The sequence below is a fragment of the Streptomyces sp. 8K308 genome (assembly GCF_004348315.1).
In the GTDB taxonomy this organism is placed as follows: Bacteria; Actinomycetota; Actinomycetes; order Streptomycetales; family Streptomycetaceae; genus Streptomyces.
In genome coordinates this window covers 13906-29391 of sequence record NZ_SMKC01000021.1, presented here as the reverse complement: position 1 = coordinate 29391, position 15486 = coordinate 13906, and the positions used below count along the sequence as shown (strand labels likewise).

Annotated in this window: 15 protein-coding genes and 1 pseudogene; 5 read left to right on the top strand and 11 right to left on the bottom strand. The window is 72.9% G+C overall.

Annotated elements, in window-relative coordinates; all coding sequences use genetic code 11:
- Positions 1–111 precede the first annotated feature (111 nt).
- Positions 112–1779, top strand: coding sequence for an FAD-dependent monooxygenase (locus E1265_RS40205; protein WP_132929101.1), 1668 nt, complete (start codon positions 112–114; stop codon positions 1777–1779).
- Positions 1780–1883: 104 nt separating this feature from the next.
- Here the strand turns inward: E1265_RS40205 and E1265_RS05630 are convergent, their stop codons facing one another.
- From E1265_RS05630 to E1265_RS05620, 3 genes are all read right to left on the bottom strand, one after another.
- Positions 1884–3125 carry an AMP-binding protein gene (locus E1265_RS05630; protein ID WP_132929100.1) on the bottom strand — a complete coding sequence of 414 codons (1242 nt, stop codon included), beginning with the start codon at positions 3123–3125 and terminating at the stop codon, positions 1884–1886.
- 452 nt (positions 3126–3577) lie between these two features.
- Entirely contained in the window at positions 3578–4018 is a 441-nt protein-coding gene (locus tag E1265_RS05625; protein ID WP_207930962.1) for a MarR family transcriptional regulator, read from the bottom strand.
- Positions 4019–4208: 190 nt separating this feature from the next.
- A complete protein-coding gene (locus E1265_RS05620; protein WP_132929098.1) occupies positions 4209–4895 on the bottom strand; it encodes an alpha/beta hydrolase in 687 nt (228 codons plus the stop codon).
- Between the two features lie 119 nt (positions 4896–5014).
- Between E1265_RS05620 and E1265_RS05615 the strand changes: the two genes are divergently transcribed.
- Complete coding sequence (locus tag E1265_RS05615; protein WP_132929097.1) at positions 5015–5983, top strand: WYL domain-containing protein; 969 nt, start codon at positions 5015–5017, stop codon at positions 5981–5983.
- Between the two features lie 176 nt (positions 5984–6159).
- Here the strand turns inward: E1265_RS05615 and E1265_RS05610 are convergent, their stop codons facing one another.
- The 6 genes and pseudogenes from E1265_RS05610 to E1265_RS05580 all read right to left on the bottom strand — a co-directional run bounded on the left by E1265_RS05610 (position 6160) and on the right by E1265_RS05580 (position 12091).
- Positions 6160–8307: a beta-L-arabinofuranosidase domain-containing protein gene (locus E1265_RS05610; protein WP_132929096.1), complete on the bottom strand. Its 2148-nt coding sequence runs from the start codon at positions 8305–8307 to the stop codon at positions 6160–6162.
- A gap of 36 nt (positions 8308–8343) precedes the next feature.
- Positions 8344–8619: a hypothetical protein gene (locus E1265_RS05605; protein ID WP_132929095.1), complete on the bottom strand. Its 276-nt coding sequence runs from the start codon at positions 8617–8619 to the stop codon at positions 8344–8346.
- On the bottom strand, positions 8574–9530 hold the full coding sequence (locus E1265_RS05600) for a peptidase M6 (protein WP_132929094.1): 957 nt from the start codon (positions 9528–9530) through the stop codon (positions 8574–8576). Before E1265_RS05600 ends, E1265_RS05605 begins: the two co-directional genes overlap by 46 nt.
- A 140-nt stretch (positions 9531–9670) precedes the next feature.
- Positions 9671–10732 carry a xylan 1,4-beta-xylosidase gene (locus E1265_RS05595; RefSeq protein WP_132929093.1) on the bottom strand — a complete coding sequence of 354 codons (1062 nt, stop codon included), beginning with the start codon at positions 10730–10732 and terminating at the stop codon, positions 9671–9673.
- A gap of 72 nt (positions 10733–10804) precedes the next feature.
- Positions 10805–10939, bottom strand: a pseudogene (locus E1265_RS05590) (serine/threonine-protein phosphatase); the annotation flags it as partial.
- Between the two features lie 297 nt (positions 10940–11236).
- Complete coding sequence (locus E1265_RS05580; RefSeq protein WP_132929092.1) at positions 11237–12091, bottom strand: oxidoreductase; 855 nt, start codon at positions 12089–12091, stop codon at positions 11237–11239.
- Positions 12092–12164: 73 nt separating this feature from the next.
- Between E1265_RS05580 and E1265_RS05575 the strand changes: the two genes are divergently transcribed.
- Both E1265_RS05575 and E1265_RS05570 read left to right on the top strand, forming a co-directional pair.
- Complete coding sequence (locus E1265_RS05575) at positions 12165–12818, top strand: DNA-binding response regulator (RefSeq protein WP_243740552.1); 654 nt, start codon at positions 12165–12167, stop codon at positions 12816–12818.
- 93 nt (positions 12819–12911) lie between these two features.
- Positions 12912–13184 carry a metalloregulator ArsR/SmtB family transcription factor gene (locus E1265_RS05570; RefSeq protein ID WP_243740554.1) on the top strand — a complete coding sequence of 91 codons (273 nt, stop codon included), beginning with the start codon at positions 12912–12914 and terminating at the stop codon, positions 13182–13184.
- Between the two features lie 30 nt (positions 13185–13214).
- Here the strand turns inward: E1265_RS05570 and E1265_RS05565 are convergent, their stop codons facing one another.
- Positions 13215–14156, bottom strand: a complete 942-nt coding sequence (locus E1265_RS05565; protein ID WP_132929090.1) for a hypothetical protein — start codon at positions 14154–14156, stop codon at positions 13215–13217.
- A gap of 2 nt (positions 14157–14158) precedes the next feature.
- A complete protein-coding gene (locus E1265_RS05560; protein WP_132929089.1) occupies positions 14159–14566 on the bottom strand; it encodes a hypothetical protein in 408 nt (135 codons plus the stop codon).
- A gap of 218 nt (positions 14567–14784) precedes the next feature.
- Here E1265_RS05560 and E1265_RS05555 point away from each other — a divergent pair, with 218 nt between their 5' ends.
- Positions 14785–15357 carry a hypothetical protein gene (locus E1265_RS05555; protein ID WP_132929088.1) on the top strand — a complete coding sequence of 191 codons (573 nt, stop codon included), beginning with the start codon at positions 14785–14787 and terminating at the stop codon, positions 15355–15357.
- The last annotated feature ends 129 nt before the right edge of the window (positions 15358–15486 follow it).

The following is a 15486-nucleotide window of genomic DNA, read 5'->3' as shown; positions in this document are numbered from 1 at the left end:
ACGCCTCGTGGTCAGCGAAGCGCTCCCTAGCCTAAGGGGCCGATCCATCATATGATCACGAACGACCATAAGAGATCTGATGCTTGTCGTCAATCGGATAGGAGTCAGGGCATGACAACTGCTGATGGGACACCGCTCGGCGACACACGGGAGAAGGAATACGACGTGCTGATCGTCGGCGGCGGCCCGGTCGGGATGATGGCCGCCTGCGAGCTGCTGCGCCGCGACATCCGGGTGCGGATCATCGACCGCGCGCCCGAGCCGTCACCCTTCCCCAAGGCGCTGCTTGTCTGGCCGCGCAGCCTCGACCTCTTCGAGGACCTGGGGGCGCTGGGCGAACTGCGCGAGGCCGGGCTCGCGATCAACGCCTTCAGCTACTTCTCGGACCGCGAGCGCCTGGCCACCTTCGACTTCCCCGAGCCGCTCGTCCCGATGTGCCTGCCGCAGAACGAGACCGAGCGGATCCTGCGCGGCTGCCTGGAGCGGCTCGGCGGCACCGTCGAACGGGGCGTCCGCCTGCTCAACTTCGACGGCCTCGACTTCTCGGGACGCGTCGACGGCGTGCCGGGGCCCACCGCGATCCTCGAACACGCGGACGGCCGGATCGAGCGGACCAGAGCCCCGTTCGTGATCGGCGCGGACGGCGCCGGCAGCACGGTCCGCAGCCTGATCGGCACCGGCTTCACCGGCTCCACCTACGAGTCGGCCTTCGCGCTCGTCGACGCGCGCATCGAGGGCTCGCTGCCGCGCGACCAGGCCCTCTACTACCAGTCCCCGGCCGGCGCCCTGGTCATCGTGGCGCTTCCGGACGGCGTCTTCCGCTTCTTCAGCAGCCTGGCCCCGGGCGAGCGGGTGAGCGTGGCGAGCATGCAGCGGATCGTGGACGAGCGCGGCCCGAAGGGCGTGCGCATCACGGACCCGGTGTGGGAGAGCGTCTTCCGCGTGCACGCCCGGCACGCCACCGACTTCCAGCTGGGCCGCGTCTTCATCGCCGGCGACGCCGCGCACATCCACAGCCCCGCCGGCGGCCAGGGTCTCAACACCGGCATGCAGGACGCCCACAACCTGGCCTGGAAGCTGGCCGCGGTCATCCGCGAGGAGGCCCCGTCGGAGCTGCTGCTCAGCTACGGCCCCGAACGCGCGGCCGTGGCACGACAGGTGGTGCGGGACACCGACATCCAGACGCGGGCCTGGATGGTGAAGCGGCGCTCCGAGGTGATCGTCCGCGATGCCGCGTTCCGGTGGGCCGACAGGACCGGGGCGATGTCCCGCCTCTACGCGCCGGTGATGGCGGGCCGCCGCATCGCCTACCCCCCGGTGCGCGACACCCAGCGTCCCGGCGGCCGGCAGTCGGCCTGCCGCCTCCTCGGCCGGCTCCCGGGTCGGCTCCGCATCGGCTCCGTCTTCCCCCGGGAGCTGGCGCTGTCGCTCGGCATCGCCGGGCCCGGCGCTGATCCGATGGGCTGGAGCCTCGTCGCAGTCGACGGAACCGGGGCGGGCGCCTGGCAGGCGCGCCTCGACGCGGTGGTGGCGGAGCGGAAGCGGCTCAGCCTGGTCGGCGTGGAGACCGACACGGCACGCCGGTTGACCGGGTGCGGGCAGCGCGGCTACTACCTCGTCCGCCCCGACGGCCATATCGCCGCGCACGGGCACGCCGGCGACCTGGGCCGGCTACGGGCCGAACTGACCACCTTGCTCGGTGAGCCCGAGGTCTCGCGGCGGCCCCTGCCCGGCACCGCGGCCCGCGTCAACGCCGCCGCCCGGCCGCTGACGGCGTGACGGCCGGCGCCCCATCGGCCCCGACGACCGCGACGAGCGGCTCACCACGCTCCCGAAGCGAGGTGAGCCGCACGCTCGTCAGGCCGTCCGCCGACGCGGCGGCGTCACCCGGACTCCTCCACCACGAGCACCGGCGGCTCGCCCGACCCGTCGTCCTCCAACCCGTCCACGACGACCACCTGGAAGCCCTCGGTGTGCTCGGCGGCCCTGGGGTCAAGGGCCAGATGGCCACTCAACGCCTGGAACCTGATCCACTCGCGGGTGTAGAGGTCGTCCGGCACTCCCTCGGCGAGGACGACCCTTAACTCGACGGTCCCCGCGGTCCCGTCCCCGCCGTCGGCGGTGAGGACCGCCACCTGCGCGGCGGTCACGTCCCCGGTTTCCAGGGCGAGATCCACCAACTCCCGGGCCCGGACCGGCCGCCCCTGGTAGACGACGGAGGGGGCGATCCGGCCGAGCACCTGGATGGCGCGCCCCGGTCGCCCGCAGTCGCAGTCGGTCAGCGCTCCCCGGTCGCCGATCAGATACCGGATCAGCGGCGGCGCCCGGTGCACCCCGGTCGTGGTGACCAGGATCCGGCCGCCGTCGATCTCGGCGTGCTGGTGCGGCAGCAGGTGGAAGACCCCGTCGGCGCAGCCGGGGCCGCGGTGGCCGACCATCCACGCCTCGGCCGAGCCGTAGAGCTGCCAGACCTCGACGCCCGGCAGCCGCCTGGCGATCTCCCGCACCGGCGTCGGGTCGTGGAACGCGCCGCCGATCAGCAACTTCCGCAGCCACGGCAGCGAATGGCCGGCGGCGCTGTAGCGCAGCAGCCGGCCGACGATATCGGGCGGGGCCGCGATCACGTTGACCCCGTACTCGGCGCAGAAGCCGAGCCAGCGGTCGAACTGGTCCTCCGGCACCTCGTTGACGGACAGTGCGGAGGCCCCGGCATGGGTGGCGAGCTTGTTGTAGAAGCAGTGGGTCGGCCAGGTGCGCCCGGCGGGGAAGAAGTTGGCCACCACGTCACCGGGGCTCACGGCACCCCAGGCGCCGTGGATCTCCTCCACGAACATGCCCTGGGGCAGCAGACTCATGCTGGGTCTCGCCAGCGTGCCACCACCCACGTAGATGACCGAGCCGTCGTCCGGCCCCTTGTCGCGCAGCAGTTCGGTGGTCGCGGCCGACAACTCGTGTGGCGTCAGCACCGGCAGGTCCCTCAGGGACAGCGGCTCCCGCGACTCGAGGCTGTCCAGGTACTTGCGGTGCAGGGAGGGGATGCGCCGGGCGCCGCGGAGGATCAACCGCAGGTGCGTGTCCGATATCTCCGCCTGGACTTCTCTCGGTGGTTGCTTCGTGGACGACATTCTCCTAAGACCTCCACCACAGACGAACGTGCGGCCGGCAGGAACGGCCCCTCACAGCTATGGAGAAGATACCCCTCGGATGGCCGAATTTGGTTTCCGATAGGTGCATCTTGTGCGCGGTTGGCGAATCGCGTACGGAAACAGATGGCGCCACCCAGCAAAACGGAAATTTACCGTCCGGTTTTCTCCGGACGGTGCCGCCCGACCCCCTCGGTGACGCGGCGACCTGGCAGCCCAGGTCCGGTCCATTCACATGCCTCATACAGACCCCCCGTCAGGGAGCCTACCGGATGAGGTTTCGGGTATGTTCGGCGAACACGGGAGGAGCGGCCGGAGCCCCCGAGAAGGACGCGGCGCGGGTCGAAAACCCGCCACCGATCCGCCTCCCGGCCGAAAACCGCCTCACCTCACGCGAGGACACCTATCGGAATCGGTCACTGCGCCCGATGTGGCTACTCGACCGCTCCGCCACCGAGCGCCTTGAGACATCGGTCCAATTGCGCGAGAAAAAACTCCGCCTCCGTCGGTGTGAAGGCATCGGTCAGCTTCTGTTCCACTTCGGTGACGGCCGCGTCGGCGCGGTTGAGTAGCGTGCGCCCGGAGCGGGTCAGCCGGCTTTCCAGGACGTGCTGGTGCACGGGGTGGGGCTTGCGCTCCACCAACCCCCGGCTCTCCAGCGTGGCGAGGACCGAGGACATGGTCTGCGGCGTGACCATGCACCTGCGAGCGAGCGCCGCGCCGGACAGCCCTGACTCATGGGCCAACGCGAGCAGCACGTTGTACTGCGGAACACTGACCTTGAACGGGCGCAGCGCCGAGTGCTTCGCCGACACCAGTTCTTGCTCGACCCTCTTGATGCGGTGGCCGATGCGCTCGTTAACAGTAAGGGGCATATCAACCACGCTATGTAGATGGTTTCCCCTTGGACAAGACCGCGTACGCAGGTACCGGATGCCAGGGAAAGACGTGCGGGGGGGCGGGTTCCAAGGTAAGGATAAGGCAAAGAGTATCAACGTCACCGGCCGCCCCAGGCCGCCTTCCTGACCGTTCGACGGAATGATCAGGGGATCGTTGCGTCAGGCGTCAGGCGTCAGGCACCACCTCCGCGAGCGCTCGGGCGAGTTCGCGTGGCCTGGTGACCATGGGCCAGTGGCCGGCGTCGAGATCGACCAGCTCAAGCTGCCGGATCCTGGTCAGCTCCGGGGACTCGCCGGCGTCGATCCACTCCCCGACCTGTTCCGGCGTGTACTCGGGGCAGACGAGGGCGACCGGCACGTCGAACCGGCGCTCGTCCTTCAGCCGCACCACCGCCATGGCCACCCCCTCGGGAACCGGGATCGCGGCCGCCGCGAAGCGCCGCCTGGCCTCCTCGTCCAGGTCGGCGGCGTCGGGGCCCTCGAAGGGCTCCCAGCCGGGGAAGGGCACGGCGCCGTCCCGGACGGCGAAGAAGTCGGCGTAGCGCCGCCCGTCGGCGGCAGGGAAGCCGCCCACGAGAACGACCTTGGCGATCCGCTCCGGGCGCGCGTCGGCGGCCAGCCAGGCCAGGGTTGAGGCGGCGGAGTGCCCCACCACGACGGGCCGCCCGCCCACGGCGTCCACGGCGGCCAGCACCGCCGCCACCTGGTCGTCCAGCGTGGCGGAAACGGCCCCGTCCCCCTGCCCGGGAAGGGTGACCGGCACCGGGCGGTGGCCGAGCGCCGCCAACTCGGCGGCGACGCCGTCCCAGGCGGTCCCGTCGAGCCACATCCCCGCGACGAGCACGATGTCCATGATCGATCTCCATTCCTCGTGCGATCGGCCGGCCGCCGAACGCGATCACACACGTCACCCTAGGATCGATTCCGGACGATCTACTTCCGGTATGTGACCTGACTGCCTAACCTGCCCGGGTGCCCACCGAGACCAGCCCCACCGCCCGTGCCCTGCGTGCCCTGGAGATCCTCCAAACCCGCCCCGGCACGACCGCGGACCAACTCGCCCAGCGCCTCGGCGTCACGGAGCGCGCCGCGCGCCGGTACGTCGGGATCCTCCGGGAGGCCGGCATACCGGTCCGGTCGGTCCGTGGCCCGCACGGCGGTTACCGGCTCGGCCGCGGCACGAGGCTGCCCCCGATCGTCTTCACGCAGGCCGAGGCGCTGGGTCTGGTCATGGCGGTGCTCGACGGGCACCCGGCCGCCGTCGAGGGCGACGACCTCGTCGGCGCCGCCCTGGACAAGGTCGTCCGGGCCCTGCCCGAGACCGTCGGACGGCAGGCGGCCGCGCTTCGGGCGCACGCCAGGGCCACGCCCGACCGGTACGCGGCCCGGCCGGATCCCAACACCACCGGCGCGCTCGTCGCCGCCGTCGCGGCCCGCCGCCGGGTGGTGGTCACGTACCGCACCGGTTCGGGCGACGAGTGGGCGGCCGAGGTGGACCCCTGGGCGGTCGTCGCCCGCCACGGGCGCTGGTACCTGCTGTGCCACTCGCACCGCGCGGTCGCGATCCGCACCTACCGGATCGACCGGGTGCGCGCGGTCACCGAGACCACGCGCGAGTTCGAGCCGCCAGCCGACCTGGACCCGGTCGCGACCCTTGAGGAACACCTCGGCAAGGGCTGGGAGTTCGCCACGCGCGTGGTGTTTGACGCCCCGCCGGAGCGGGTCGCGCCCTGGATACGGCCGCCCATGGGCCGCCTCGAACCGTCGGGCGACGGGTGCGTGCTCGTGGGCAGCACCCGCAACCCGACGATGTACGCCCAGGAGTGGCTGGCGAACGTGCCGCTCGACTTCCGCGTCGAAGGCGGCCCCGAACTGCGCGCCGCGGTCGCCGCCCTCGCCGCGCGCCTGACCTCCGCCCTGAGTGACGGGGCGGACGCGTGAGCGCTCCGCTGGAGTGCCGCAGCGGATCGTTCATCGTCTGCGGCACCGTCGTGGCTGGTCGCGCCCACACGGCGGAGCCGCTCAGCGTTACGGCCCCGCGTCCCTTCGGGGCGCCGCCGAACCGAAGCGGCCACACCGAAGCGGACCGCGCCCGACCTGCTCAGCTGTCCGGCCGGCTACGGTTCCAGGTCGGCGCGTTCGGCCGCCGCCAGGACGGCGGACCGTTCGGCGGCGTCGAGTCGGCCCGCCGCCCGCCACTCGTCCGCGACCGTGCGGGCGGTGCGCAGGAACGCCGACCGGTCGCGGAACGGCGCCTGGGACCAGAGTCGGTCCAGGTAGGTCGTGCCGTCCGCGTCCGCGCGGTTCTGAACCCCGGAGTGGGCGCCGCGGAAGGCGATGACCGGCTCGGAGCGGCGGAAGTAAGCGTGGTAGGGCGCCTCGTCGCCGAGGTGGAAGGGGGCGAGGGTGCGGCCGTCCAGGGTGAAGTGCCCCGGCTCGCCGGCCGGTCGGACGGCCGCCGACAGGTCGCCGTCCAGGGCGAGCCGCGGGTAGAGCGAGTACTCGATCAGTTCGGTCGCCGGGTCCCGCGCCACCAGCAGCACGGGGCCGTGGAAGAGCGACTGCACCGTCGGGTCGTCGAGCGCGGCCTCGGTGCGCAGCGCGTACGGCGTCCGGACGCGGATCACGTCGCCGCGCCGCCAGGTGCGGCGCAGGCTCACGTACGTGCCGGGCCGGGCGGCGAGGCGCTGCCGCACGCCGTTGACGGTGACGGTGAAGCCGTGGGTGGCCCAGTGCGGCACGCGCAGCCTCAGGTCGAGGCGACCGCCGCCCTCGCGCACGGTCAGCACACGGTCGCTCTCGTAGGGGAAGTCGCTCTGCTGCGTGAGGACGAGGCCCCTCTCGGCCCAGTCCAGGGTGGCGGCGACATACAGGTTGACGTACAGCGCCTCGCCGTCGGCCGAGCGGAGGAAGACCGTCTCCTGGTACTTGGTGTGGTTCTCCATCCCGGTGCCGCCGCAGCAGGTGCCGGTGTTGCCGAAGCCGCGGGTGACGCCGGGGCCCATGCCGATGAAGTAGGTCACCTGCGGGTCGCGGGTGGACGGCCGGTCCAGGCGGGAGGCGAGGATCTGGTTGGTCAGCGCCCGCTCGTAGTAGTCCAGGTACGCCGGTTCCGGGTCGTGGAAGAACAGGTACCGGCTGAGCTTCAGCATGTTGTACGCGGCGCACGTCTCGGCGTTGTTGGCGTCGAGGGTGGCGGCGATGGCGTCGCGGGCGCGGAACATCTCGCCCTGCCCGGTGCCGCCCAGCGCGTAGGTCCGGTGGCCGACGACCATGCCCCAGAAGTTCCTGGCCGCCGTCAGGTAGTCGGCGTCGCCGGTCTCGTCGTACAGCCGGACGTAGCCGGAGAACTGGGGGATGTGCTGGTTGGCGTGCCGTCCTTCGAGGACGTCGCGGTCCTCGACACAGGCCCTGAGCAGCGCGGTGTTGTCGAAGAGCCGGGCGGCGGCGAGGTGTTCCGGCTTGCCGGTGAGGGTGGCCAGGTCGGCGAGCACCTCGTTCATCCCGCCGTACTCGCCCGCGATGTAGATGCCCCACATCCGCTCCAACTGCTCGCGCGGCAGCCGGCTCAGCCGGCTGTGCGCCCAGTCGGCCATGCCGGAGACGATCCGCAGCGCCTCCTCGTCGCCGCCGAGCACGTGGGCGTCGAGCAGCCCCCGCATGATCTTGTGGCAGGTGTAGTAGGGCGCCCAGATGGTGGGGTAGGTGGTGTAGCTCTCCAGCAGGATGAACTGGGTCTCCGGGTAGGCCGCCAGGTAGCCGGGGTGGCTCGGGGGGTTGTCGGACGCGGCGAGGGCGGCCTGGCACTCGCCGAGCGCGGAGACGAGGTAGGAGAGCTTCTCGCGGAGCGCCGGCTCGCGGGTGTCGGCGTACGCCTGGGCGACGAGGGTGAGGAAGTGTCCCGCGTAGTGGCCCCTGAGGTTGCCGTCGGCGGTCTCCCAGCCGCCCGGCGGGTTGGCGCCCCTGGTGTCGAGGCCGGCGTTGGCGCGGAACACGGCGAGGATCCGGTCGGCGGGGTAGGCGCGGGCGTACTCGAGCATCAGGTCGCGCTTGGCCCGCAAGACGCCGTCGCCGAGGGCGACCTGGTCAAGCCGGAACGGATGGACCCGCCAGGTGGGCGGGACGGGAAGCGAGTTGGCGGCGGGAGTGTTCGCGGGGGCGGCGGTAGCCGGGGCCGCGGCGGCGGTCCTGCCGAGCTGTGGCAGCGCGGCGGCGCCGGCCGCGGCGATGCCGAGCACCGTGCGGCGTGACGGCGGTCTGGTCATGGGGGTCCCACCTTTCGGCTTGCGTGCTTCAGGCTTTCAGGACGGGTCTTGCGTACCGGCGGGGTCGACCGTGACCCGGAGGTCGTCGCCGCGCGCCGCGTCGAACGAGATGACCGTGCCGGTGGCGGGCTCGGCCCACGACGTGCCCGGCTGGAACAGGGCGTCGTCGAGGCCCTCGGCCGATCCTGGGGTCGCGTCCACGACCCGGAGCGGTCCCCGGCCGGTGCGCACGGCGGTGTCCACGGTGTACACGAGGGCGCCCGTGGTCAGGATCTCCCGGTCGTACCCGATGGCCTGGCGGTTCTCGACCACGACGGCCCTGGTCTCTGAGACGGGCAGGACCAGCATCGCGTCGTCGGAGGGGCGGCCGGTGGTGGACTCCTCGACCGGGACCAGGGTGGCGCTCGCCGAGCCCGCGCCGCGCAGACCACCTGCCGGTCGCCCAGCCAGCCGAGTTGCCAGCGGTGCCAGGCGAAGTACTCGGGCGCCTGGCCGGAGATCAGCCCCATCAGGTCCCAACCGCCCACCGTCGCGTCCCAGTTGCCCGGGTCGTCGGGCGGGGCCTCGAACAGGTACAGGTCGGGCAGGCCCAGGGTGTGCCCGGTCTCGTGGGCGAGCACCAGGCCGCCCCACCGCCACTGGTCGTGGCCGAAGGTGACGGCGTGCGTGAGGTGGTTGCCGTCGGCCGTGACGTCGAGGTGGTTGGTGGTGGGCGAGAAGCTGATGTTCTCCGCCTCCTCGGTGGCGACCACCCAGACGACGTCGGTGTCCGAGAAGTCGAAGTCGGCGTCGGCGGCCTCGACCGCGTCCCCGATGTACCGGACGTGGTCCTCGTAGCTCAGGCCCCGGTCGAAGGGGTAGGCGGTCGACAGCTCGGGTATCCGCACCCAGGCGTCGGAGCTCGTGACCTCGATGTCGAGGTCATCGCCCGAGACGTCCTCCAGGTACTCGATCCCGGAGCGCAGGTTGGCCTCGGCTTTGAGGAGCGAGCCGCGCGGGGCGGGGTGGTCCTCGAAGTCGACGAAGATCATCGCCGCCCTGAGCGTTCCGACGGCGGGCAGGGCCTGTTCGTCGACAGGAAAGCCGGAGCCGAGGTCGTCGGTGGCGGCGGGCAGCCTGCACCGCGCGGCGCTCGACTCGGCGGCGGAGGTGGCGGGCGCCGCCGCGAGGCCGGCGACGAGCAGGGCGGTGACGGCGGTCGCGACGGTTCGTCGTCTGTGCAACGTTCTCTCCTCCGTATCTGCGTTATCCGCGTGACGCGACGTGAGGACGGAGACCGTGCGGGCTGAGCGGGTGTCACGTGTGATATTGCACAGGGAGTCGGAGGCTGTAAAGGCTGTAAACCGTTCGCGCGGGACCGGGGTCAGCCGGCCGCGAACTCCTGGAGCACCGGCAGGTAGTCCGTCGGCCGACCACCGCCGGTCTCGCGGGTCGAGGTCCAGACGCAGGGGAAGCCGGAGCCGTCGCACTCCGGCCCCCACCACAGGGCGACGGACGCCCCGCCGTCCCGCATCCCCTCGAGCACCGAGCGGATCGCGGCCGGCGAGCTCTCGTAGCCGTCGGGCGCCAGGGGCGCGTAGAACTCGGACCACCAGACGGGCAGTTCCGAGCGGTCAACGAGCCACTCGCTGACGGCGCGGAACATGTCGCCGGCGCGCTCGGCCGGGGGGTGGTGACCGTCCCTGGTGCGGGACCAGCCGTCCACGGCGAGGAAGTCGGCGCCGGCGTTGTGCTCGAGCCAGTACTGGATGGCGTCCAGGTCACGCTGGTCGACGGTCCCCCAGTCGCCGCTCAGGTCCGAGGGGTGGCTCATTCCCTCCGGGTCCGCGTAGACGTTGAGCGAGACGTAGGGGCCGCCGACGATCAGGTCCGGGTCGTGCTCCTTGAGCCGGGTGTAGACCAGGTTGTAGAGCTCCGTGTAGCCCTCGTGGTCCCAGCGGTTGCGCTCCTCGTCCCAGAAGCCCTTGAGCTCGTTCCACACCTGGAAGTAGCGCACCTGCGGGTAGCGCCGCGCGGTCTCCACGGCCAGGTCGGCGAAGTCGTCGTAGTGCTCGGGGGCGGGGGCGGCGTCCATGTCCCAGTCGTCGGCGCCCTTCATCCAGCCGGGCGCCGAGCACAGCGTGATCACCGGCACGCCGCCGGTCCGCTCGATGAGCGCGATGCGCTCGTCGAGGCTGGACCAGTCGTAGACGCCGGGCTCCGGCTCGGGGTTCTCGGCGCCCCAGCCCATCAGGTGCTGGTTCTGCAGCGGCCCGACCGTCTCCAGCAGGGCCTCGGCGCTGGCCCGCGACTCCGGGTCGCCGTCCACGCTCTGCTGGGTGTGGGTGAGCCCGGCCTGGAAGGTCACCGCGGCCTCCGGCGCGTCCGACGCCCCGGCCGGGGCCGCGACCCCGAGCGCGGCGAGCAGCACCACGGCACCCACCACCCGACGAACCGAACTCTCCCTCGGTGAAAGCACGGTTGATCGTATGGCACGACAACCACCACCGCCCAGGGGTCAGTCGAGGCCCGCCAGGTGCTCGGGGCCGCCGCCGTGCCACTGGACCATGAAGAGGGTGGCGTCGTCGCTGGTGCGCCCGCCCCGCTCCCGCCGCAGCTGGTGGGAGAGCCGGCGCAGATGCGCCCGCACCCCGGCCGGCTCCTCCTCTCTGAGGCTTTCGACGCAATGGAGACGTCCCGGCCGCCGATGATGGCCACCTCCTCGGCGATGAGCGGGGCGATCAGCTGCGACGGCATCAGCCTGGCCCGGTCGAGCAGCCGCTCGCCGAAGCTCTCCGACCGGTCCACTCTCTCTCCTCAGCCATGGCCGGTTCCGCCACCTCCTCCTCGCCGCCACCTGAAGCCGGCGTCTTCCCGAAGGTGGCGCGGGAGGCGTCCCCGAGCGGCGCATTACACCGAAGCCCGGCGCGTCGGCCGGGCGCGGGGAGCTTCAGCCGAGTTCGGCGAGGTCCGCCGCGGTGAGGGCGATCGAGCCGGCGGCCAGGTTCTCCTCCAGGTGGGCGAGGGAGCCGGTGCCCGGGATGGCCAGGGTGACGGGCGAGGCGGCGAGCAACCAGGCCAGCGCGAGCTGCGGGACCGTGGCCCCGTGCCGGGCCGCGACCTCGGCCAGGCGGCCGTCGGCGAGGTCGCCGGTGCCGCCGCCCAGCGGGAAGAACGGCACGAACGCGACACCGGCCTCCTCGCAGGCGGCCAGGAGCCGGGCGTCGTCCCGCCGGCCGGCGTGGAAGTGGTTCTGGACGGCCGCGACCGGCGCGATCGCGCGGGCCTCGGCGAGGTGGTCGACGTCCACGTTGCTCAGCCCGAGGTGCCGGATCAGGCCCTCCTCGCGCAGCGCCGCCAGCGTCTCGAAGCGGGCGGCGATCGACTCGCCGTGCGGTGGCTCCAGCTGGCCGACGCGCAGGTAGACCAGGTCGAGGCGGTCCACGCCGAGGGTTTCGAGGTTCTCCTCGACCAGCGGGCGCAGGACCGCGGGGTCGGTGGTGTGGGCCAGGCCGCCGTCCGGGGTGTCGACCGGGCCGACCTTGGTGGCGATGACCAGGTCGGCGGGGTAGGGGTGGAGCGCCTCGCGGATCAGGGCGTTGGCGCGGACGGTGCCGTCGCCGCTGCGGTAGAAGGCGGCGGTGTCGATGTGGTCGACGCCGAGTTCGACCGCGCGGCGCAGCACGGCCCGGCCGGTCTCCGGGTCCCGGGCCGGACCGCGGAAGCTGTTGGTGGGCAGGCGCATGGCTCCGAAGCCGACGCGGTGGACCGGCAGGTCGCCGCCGAGGCGGAAGGTGTCGCTCATGGCCCCAAGGCTCGGCGGCGGCACGCTCGGGCCGCCACCCGTGGCAGCTTGCTGCCACGGGCACAATGAACGGGTGGCGGAGACCATGACGATCCGCGGCGACCTCGACCTCGTCGCCCGCACCGAGCACCTGTTCTCCTCGATCCGCGAGGAGTTCCTCTGTGCCGTCGATGATCTCTCCACCTGGTCACACCTTGCCGGCGGCCGGGCGCCGGATGGCGGCTCGCACCGGGTCCGCAAGCTGTGCGGTGCCGCCGCGCTGGCCGACGAGCGGGACCGGGCGCACCTGCGCGCGCTCGTCGCCGGGGGCGCCCACGTGCGGATCGCGGCCACCGCCCTGCCCCACGAGACGATCATCATCGACCGCCGGTTCGCGATCCTCGCCGGAGTGGTCACCCCGGGCGGCCGGGAGTACACCGTCACCACCGGGCCGGCCCTGGTCGGCGCCGTGTACGCGCTGCTCGAAGCCGCCTGGGCCACGGCCACCGACCTCGAGGTGTTCCTCCGCGGCGAGCAGCCCCACCTCGACGCCCGGAGCCGGTCGGTCCTGCGCGCGCTCGGCTCCGGCGTCACCGACGAGGCGGCGGCGCGGGAGCTCGGCATGTCGCTGCGCACCTACCGCCGCCGGGTCGCCGAACTGCTCGCCGCGCTCGGCGCGGACTCCCGCTTCCAGGCCGGGGTGCGCGCGGGAGAACTGGGCCTCAACGCGGAGGGGGCGCGGCCCTAGGATGTGCGGGTGAGCACGAGCAGCGAGACCGCGGACGCGCCGCACTCGCGGCGGCCGGACGACGTCGCCCGCCTCGAGGCCGCCGCCGCCGTCCTGGCGCTGCTCGCCGACCGCACCCGGCTGGCGCTGCTCGAGCGGCTCGGTCGGGGCGAGGCAGACGTGACCACGCTCACCGAGCACATCGGGGCCGCCAGGCCGGCCGTCAGCCAGCACCTGGCGAAGCTCCGCCTCGCCGGCCTGGTCGCCACCCACAAGGACGGCCGCCGCGTCGTCTACTCGCTGCGCGACGGGCACCTGCGGCGCCTGGTCGACGAGGCGCTGAACGTCGCGGACCACCAGATCCGTTCCCTGCCGCCGCACGACTGATCCCGGCCGGGCGCACCGTCCGGCGACCGCTCAGCGTTCCTCGTCGGCGGGCTCGGGCGTGGTCTCGAGCAGCCGGTTGAGCTCCAGGCACTGCTCCGCGGTGAGCCGCCCGGTGACGTCGAGGCCGAGACGCTGGGCCAGGTCGAGGGTGTGCAGGCGGACCGCGGCCTCCAGCAGCGCGGCGTAGCCGGCCACCGCGGCGCGGGTGCGCCACCAGCCGGTGCCGGCGAGCCCGAGGCCGACGAGCGCGGCCGGCCACCACCAGGCGGCGACGGGCAGGTAGAGCAGGGCCCAGGCGGCGAGTGCGGTGGCGCGGCCGAGGTCCTGGCGGGCGGTGGTGAGCTGGACGCGGCTCTCCTCGGGTAGCACGAGCCAGAGGTGTGGCCAGACGGTGGCCAGGTCGAGCCGCTGATCGCGCGCGACGCGCACGGCCGCCGCGTGCACCCGGTCCCCGCTCCACGTGGGTCGGTCGGGGTACTCGGGCGCCACGCGCTCCATGGCCCGCCGCGCGGCCCGCCGCTCGGCCGCCGGGAGGCGCCGCCCGAGCGCCCTGGCGCGTGCGGCCTCCGCGCGGAGCCGCCGCCAGGCGTCGTGGGCGGCGGACCACCGGCGCTGCCGCGCCCTGACCCGCCGCGCTGCCAGGGCCCGGAGCGGGCGCGGCCAGGAGCGCCATTCGGCGGCCAGCCAGAGCCGTTCGACGAGGGAGCCGAGCGCCCGTGCCGCGATGCCGACGGCCGCCGCGGCGGCCAGGACGGCGGTGAGGATGACGACCTGACCGCCCACGGTCTCCGTGGCCGGGTGCTCCGCCACCTCGCCGATCCGGTCGGCGAGGCGTGCCACGTCGAACGGCCGCGCGTGGCCCAACTCCCGGGCGGCGGCGACGACGGCCAGATAGAGCACCCCGGGCAGGACGAGGAGCGACAGCCACCTCTCGGCGAGCTTGCTCCCGAGCTCGGACAGCAGGACTTCCATGGCTACAGGCGCTCCCCGCGCAGCGGCACGTCGTCGAATCGGCAGTGGGGGACCGGCGCCGAGCCGACGGGGAACCAGTAGCGCGTGCAGCGGCCGGCCGGACACAGGTACACGGTCTCGACGAGCCCGTCCTCGACGCCGACGATGCCGGCCGGCTCGAGGCCGCGGGTCGTGGCGACGTGGTCGGAGTAGCCGAGCAGGCCGAGCGCGTCGCCCGACGCCCGGAGCACGGCGTGCAGCGCCTCCAGCGGGGCGGCGAGGTCGTCGCCGGCCGCCATGGCGGCCAGCACGTCGTCCAGGGGCGCCGCGCCGCCGCCCGAACCGTGGAGGAGATCAGCGCGGATCTCCTTGGCGTGCCCGCACACCGCGGCCAACAGGTCCGCCGACCGCCCCGGATCCTCGAAGCTCACGCCCCCACCCCGTTCCTTTCCACCGGTCCGTGACGAGTCGCCAGCATGACCGGTGTGGCCGCCCGACGGAAGCCCGGACCCCGGCCGGACACGGTCGGCCACACGGTCGACCGCCCGCCACACGTTCGGCCTGCCCCGATGGCGACCCGACGAAAAGAACCAAAGACTCATCCCACGACGTTCCCTCACATACCGCCACTAGGCGCAAGGAGTTAGAGATGAACAGAAGCTCGCTCAGGGCCCTCGGCGCCCTCGGCCTGGCCACCACGCTCGCCCTCACCCCGGCGAGCCTCGCGCTGGCCTGGGAGGCCCCCAGGGACCGGGCCGCCGGCTCCCACCACGACGAGGTCGGTGACGGCGACACCTCCAAGGAGGAGACCGCCGATCTCGATGCCCAGCTGGAGCAGGTCAGGAGGGCCACCGCCCGCTACCACGACGTGCGGCTGGCGGAGGCCGACGGCTACACGCTTGGCGAGTCCTGCATCCCGGGCCTCGGCTACCACTTCGTCCGTGAGGTGGCCGAGAGCCAGGAGGAGCTGGCGATCACCGAGCCCAACTCGGTGGTGTACGCGCCCGAGCCGGACGGCAGCCTGCGGCTGGTCGCCGTGGGCTACGTCTCCAAGCGCGAGGCCAGCCTCTTCGGCGAGGAGTTCACCCCGCCGGCCACCCTCCCCTACCACACGCTGCACGCCTGGGTCTGGGAGGAGAACCCCAACGGCGTGTTCGAGCACATCAACCCGAACATCACCTGCCCGCGGCCGGGCGGGGAGAGGGAGGAAGAAGAGGAGTAGGCCCCACCCGGGCCCACCGACCCGGTGCCGGTCACCGGTCACCCGTTGGTGGGCCCGGCAGGGCCTGCAGAGCGCGTCCATCCCCACGGATCCCGCCACCGCCGAGGCGGTCGCCGCCAGGCAGCGCGC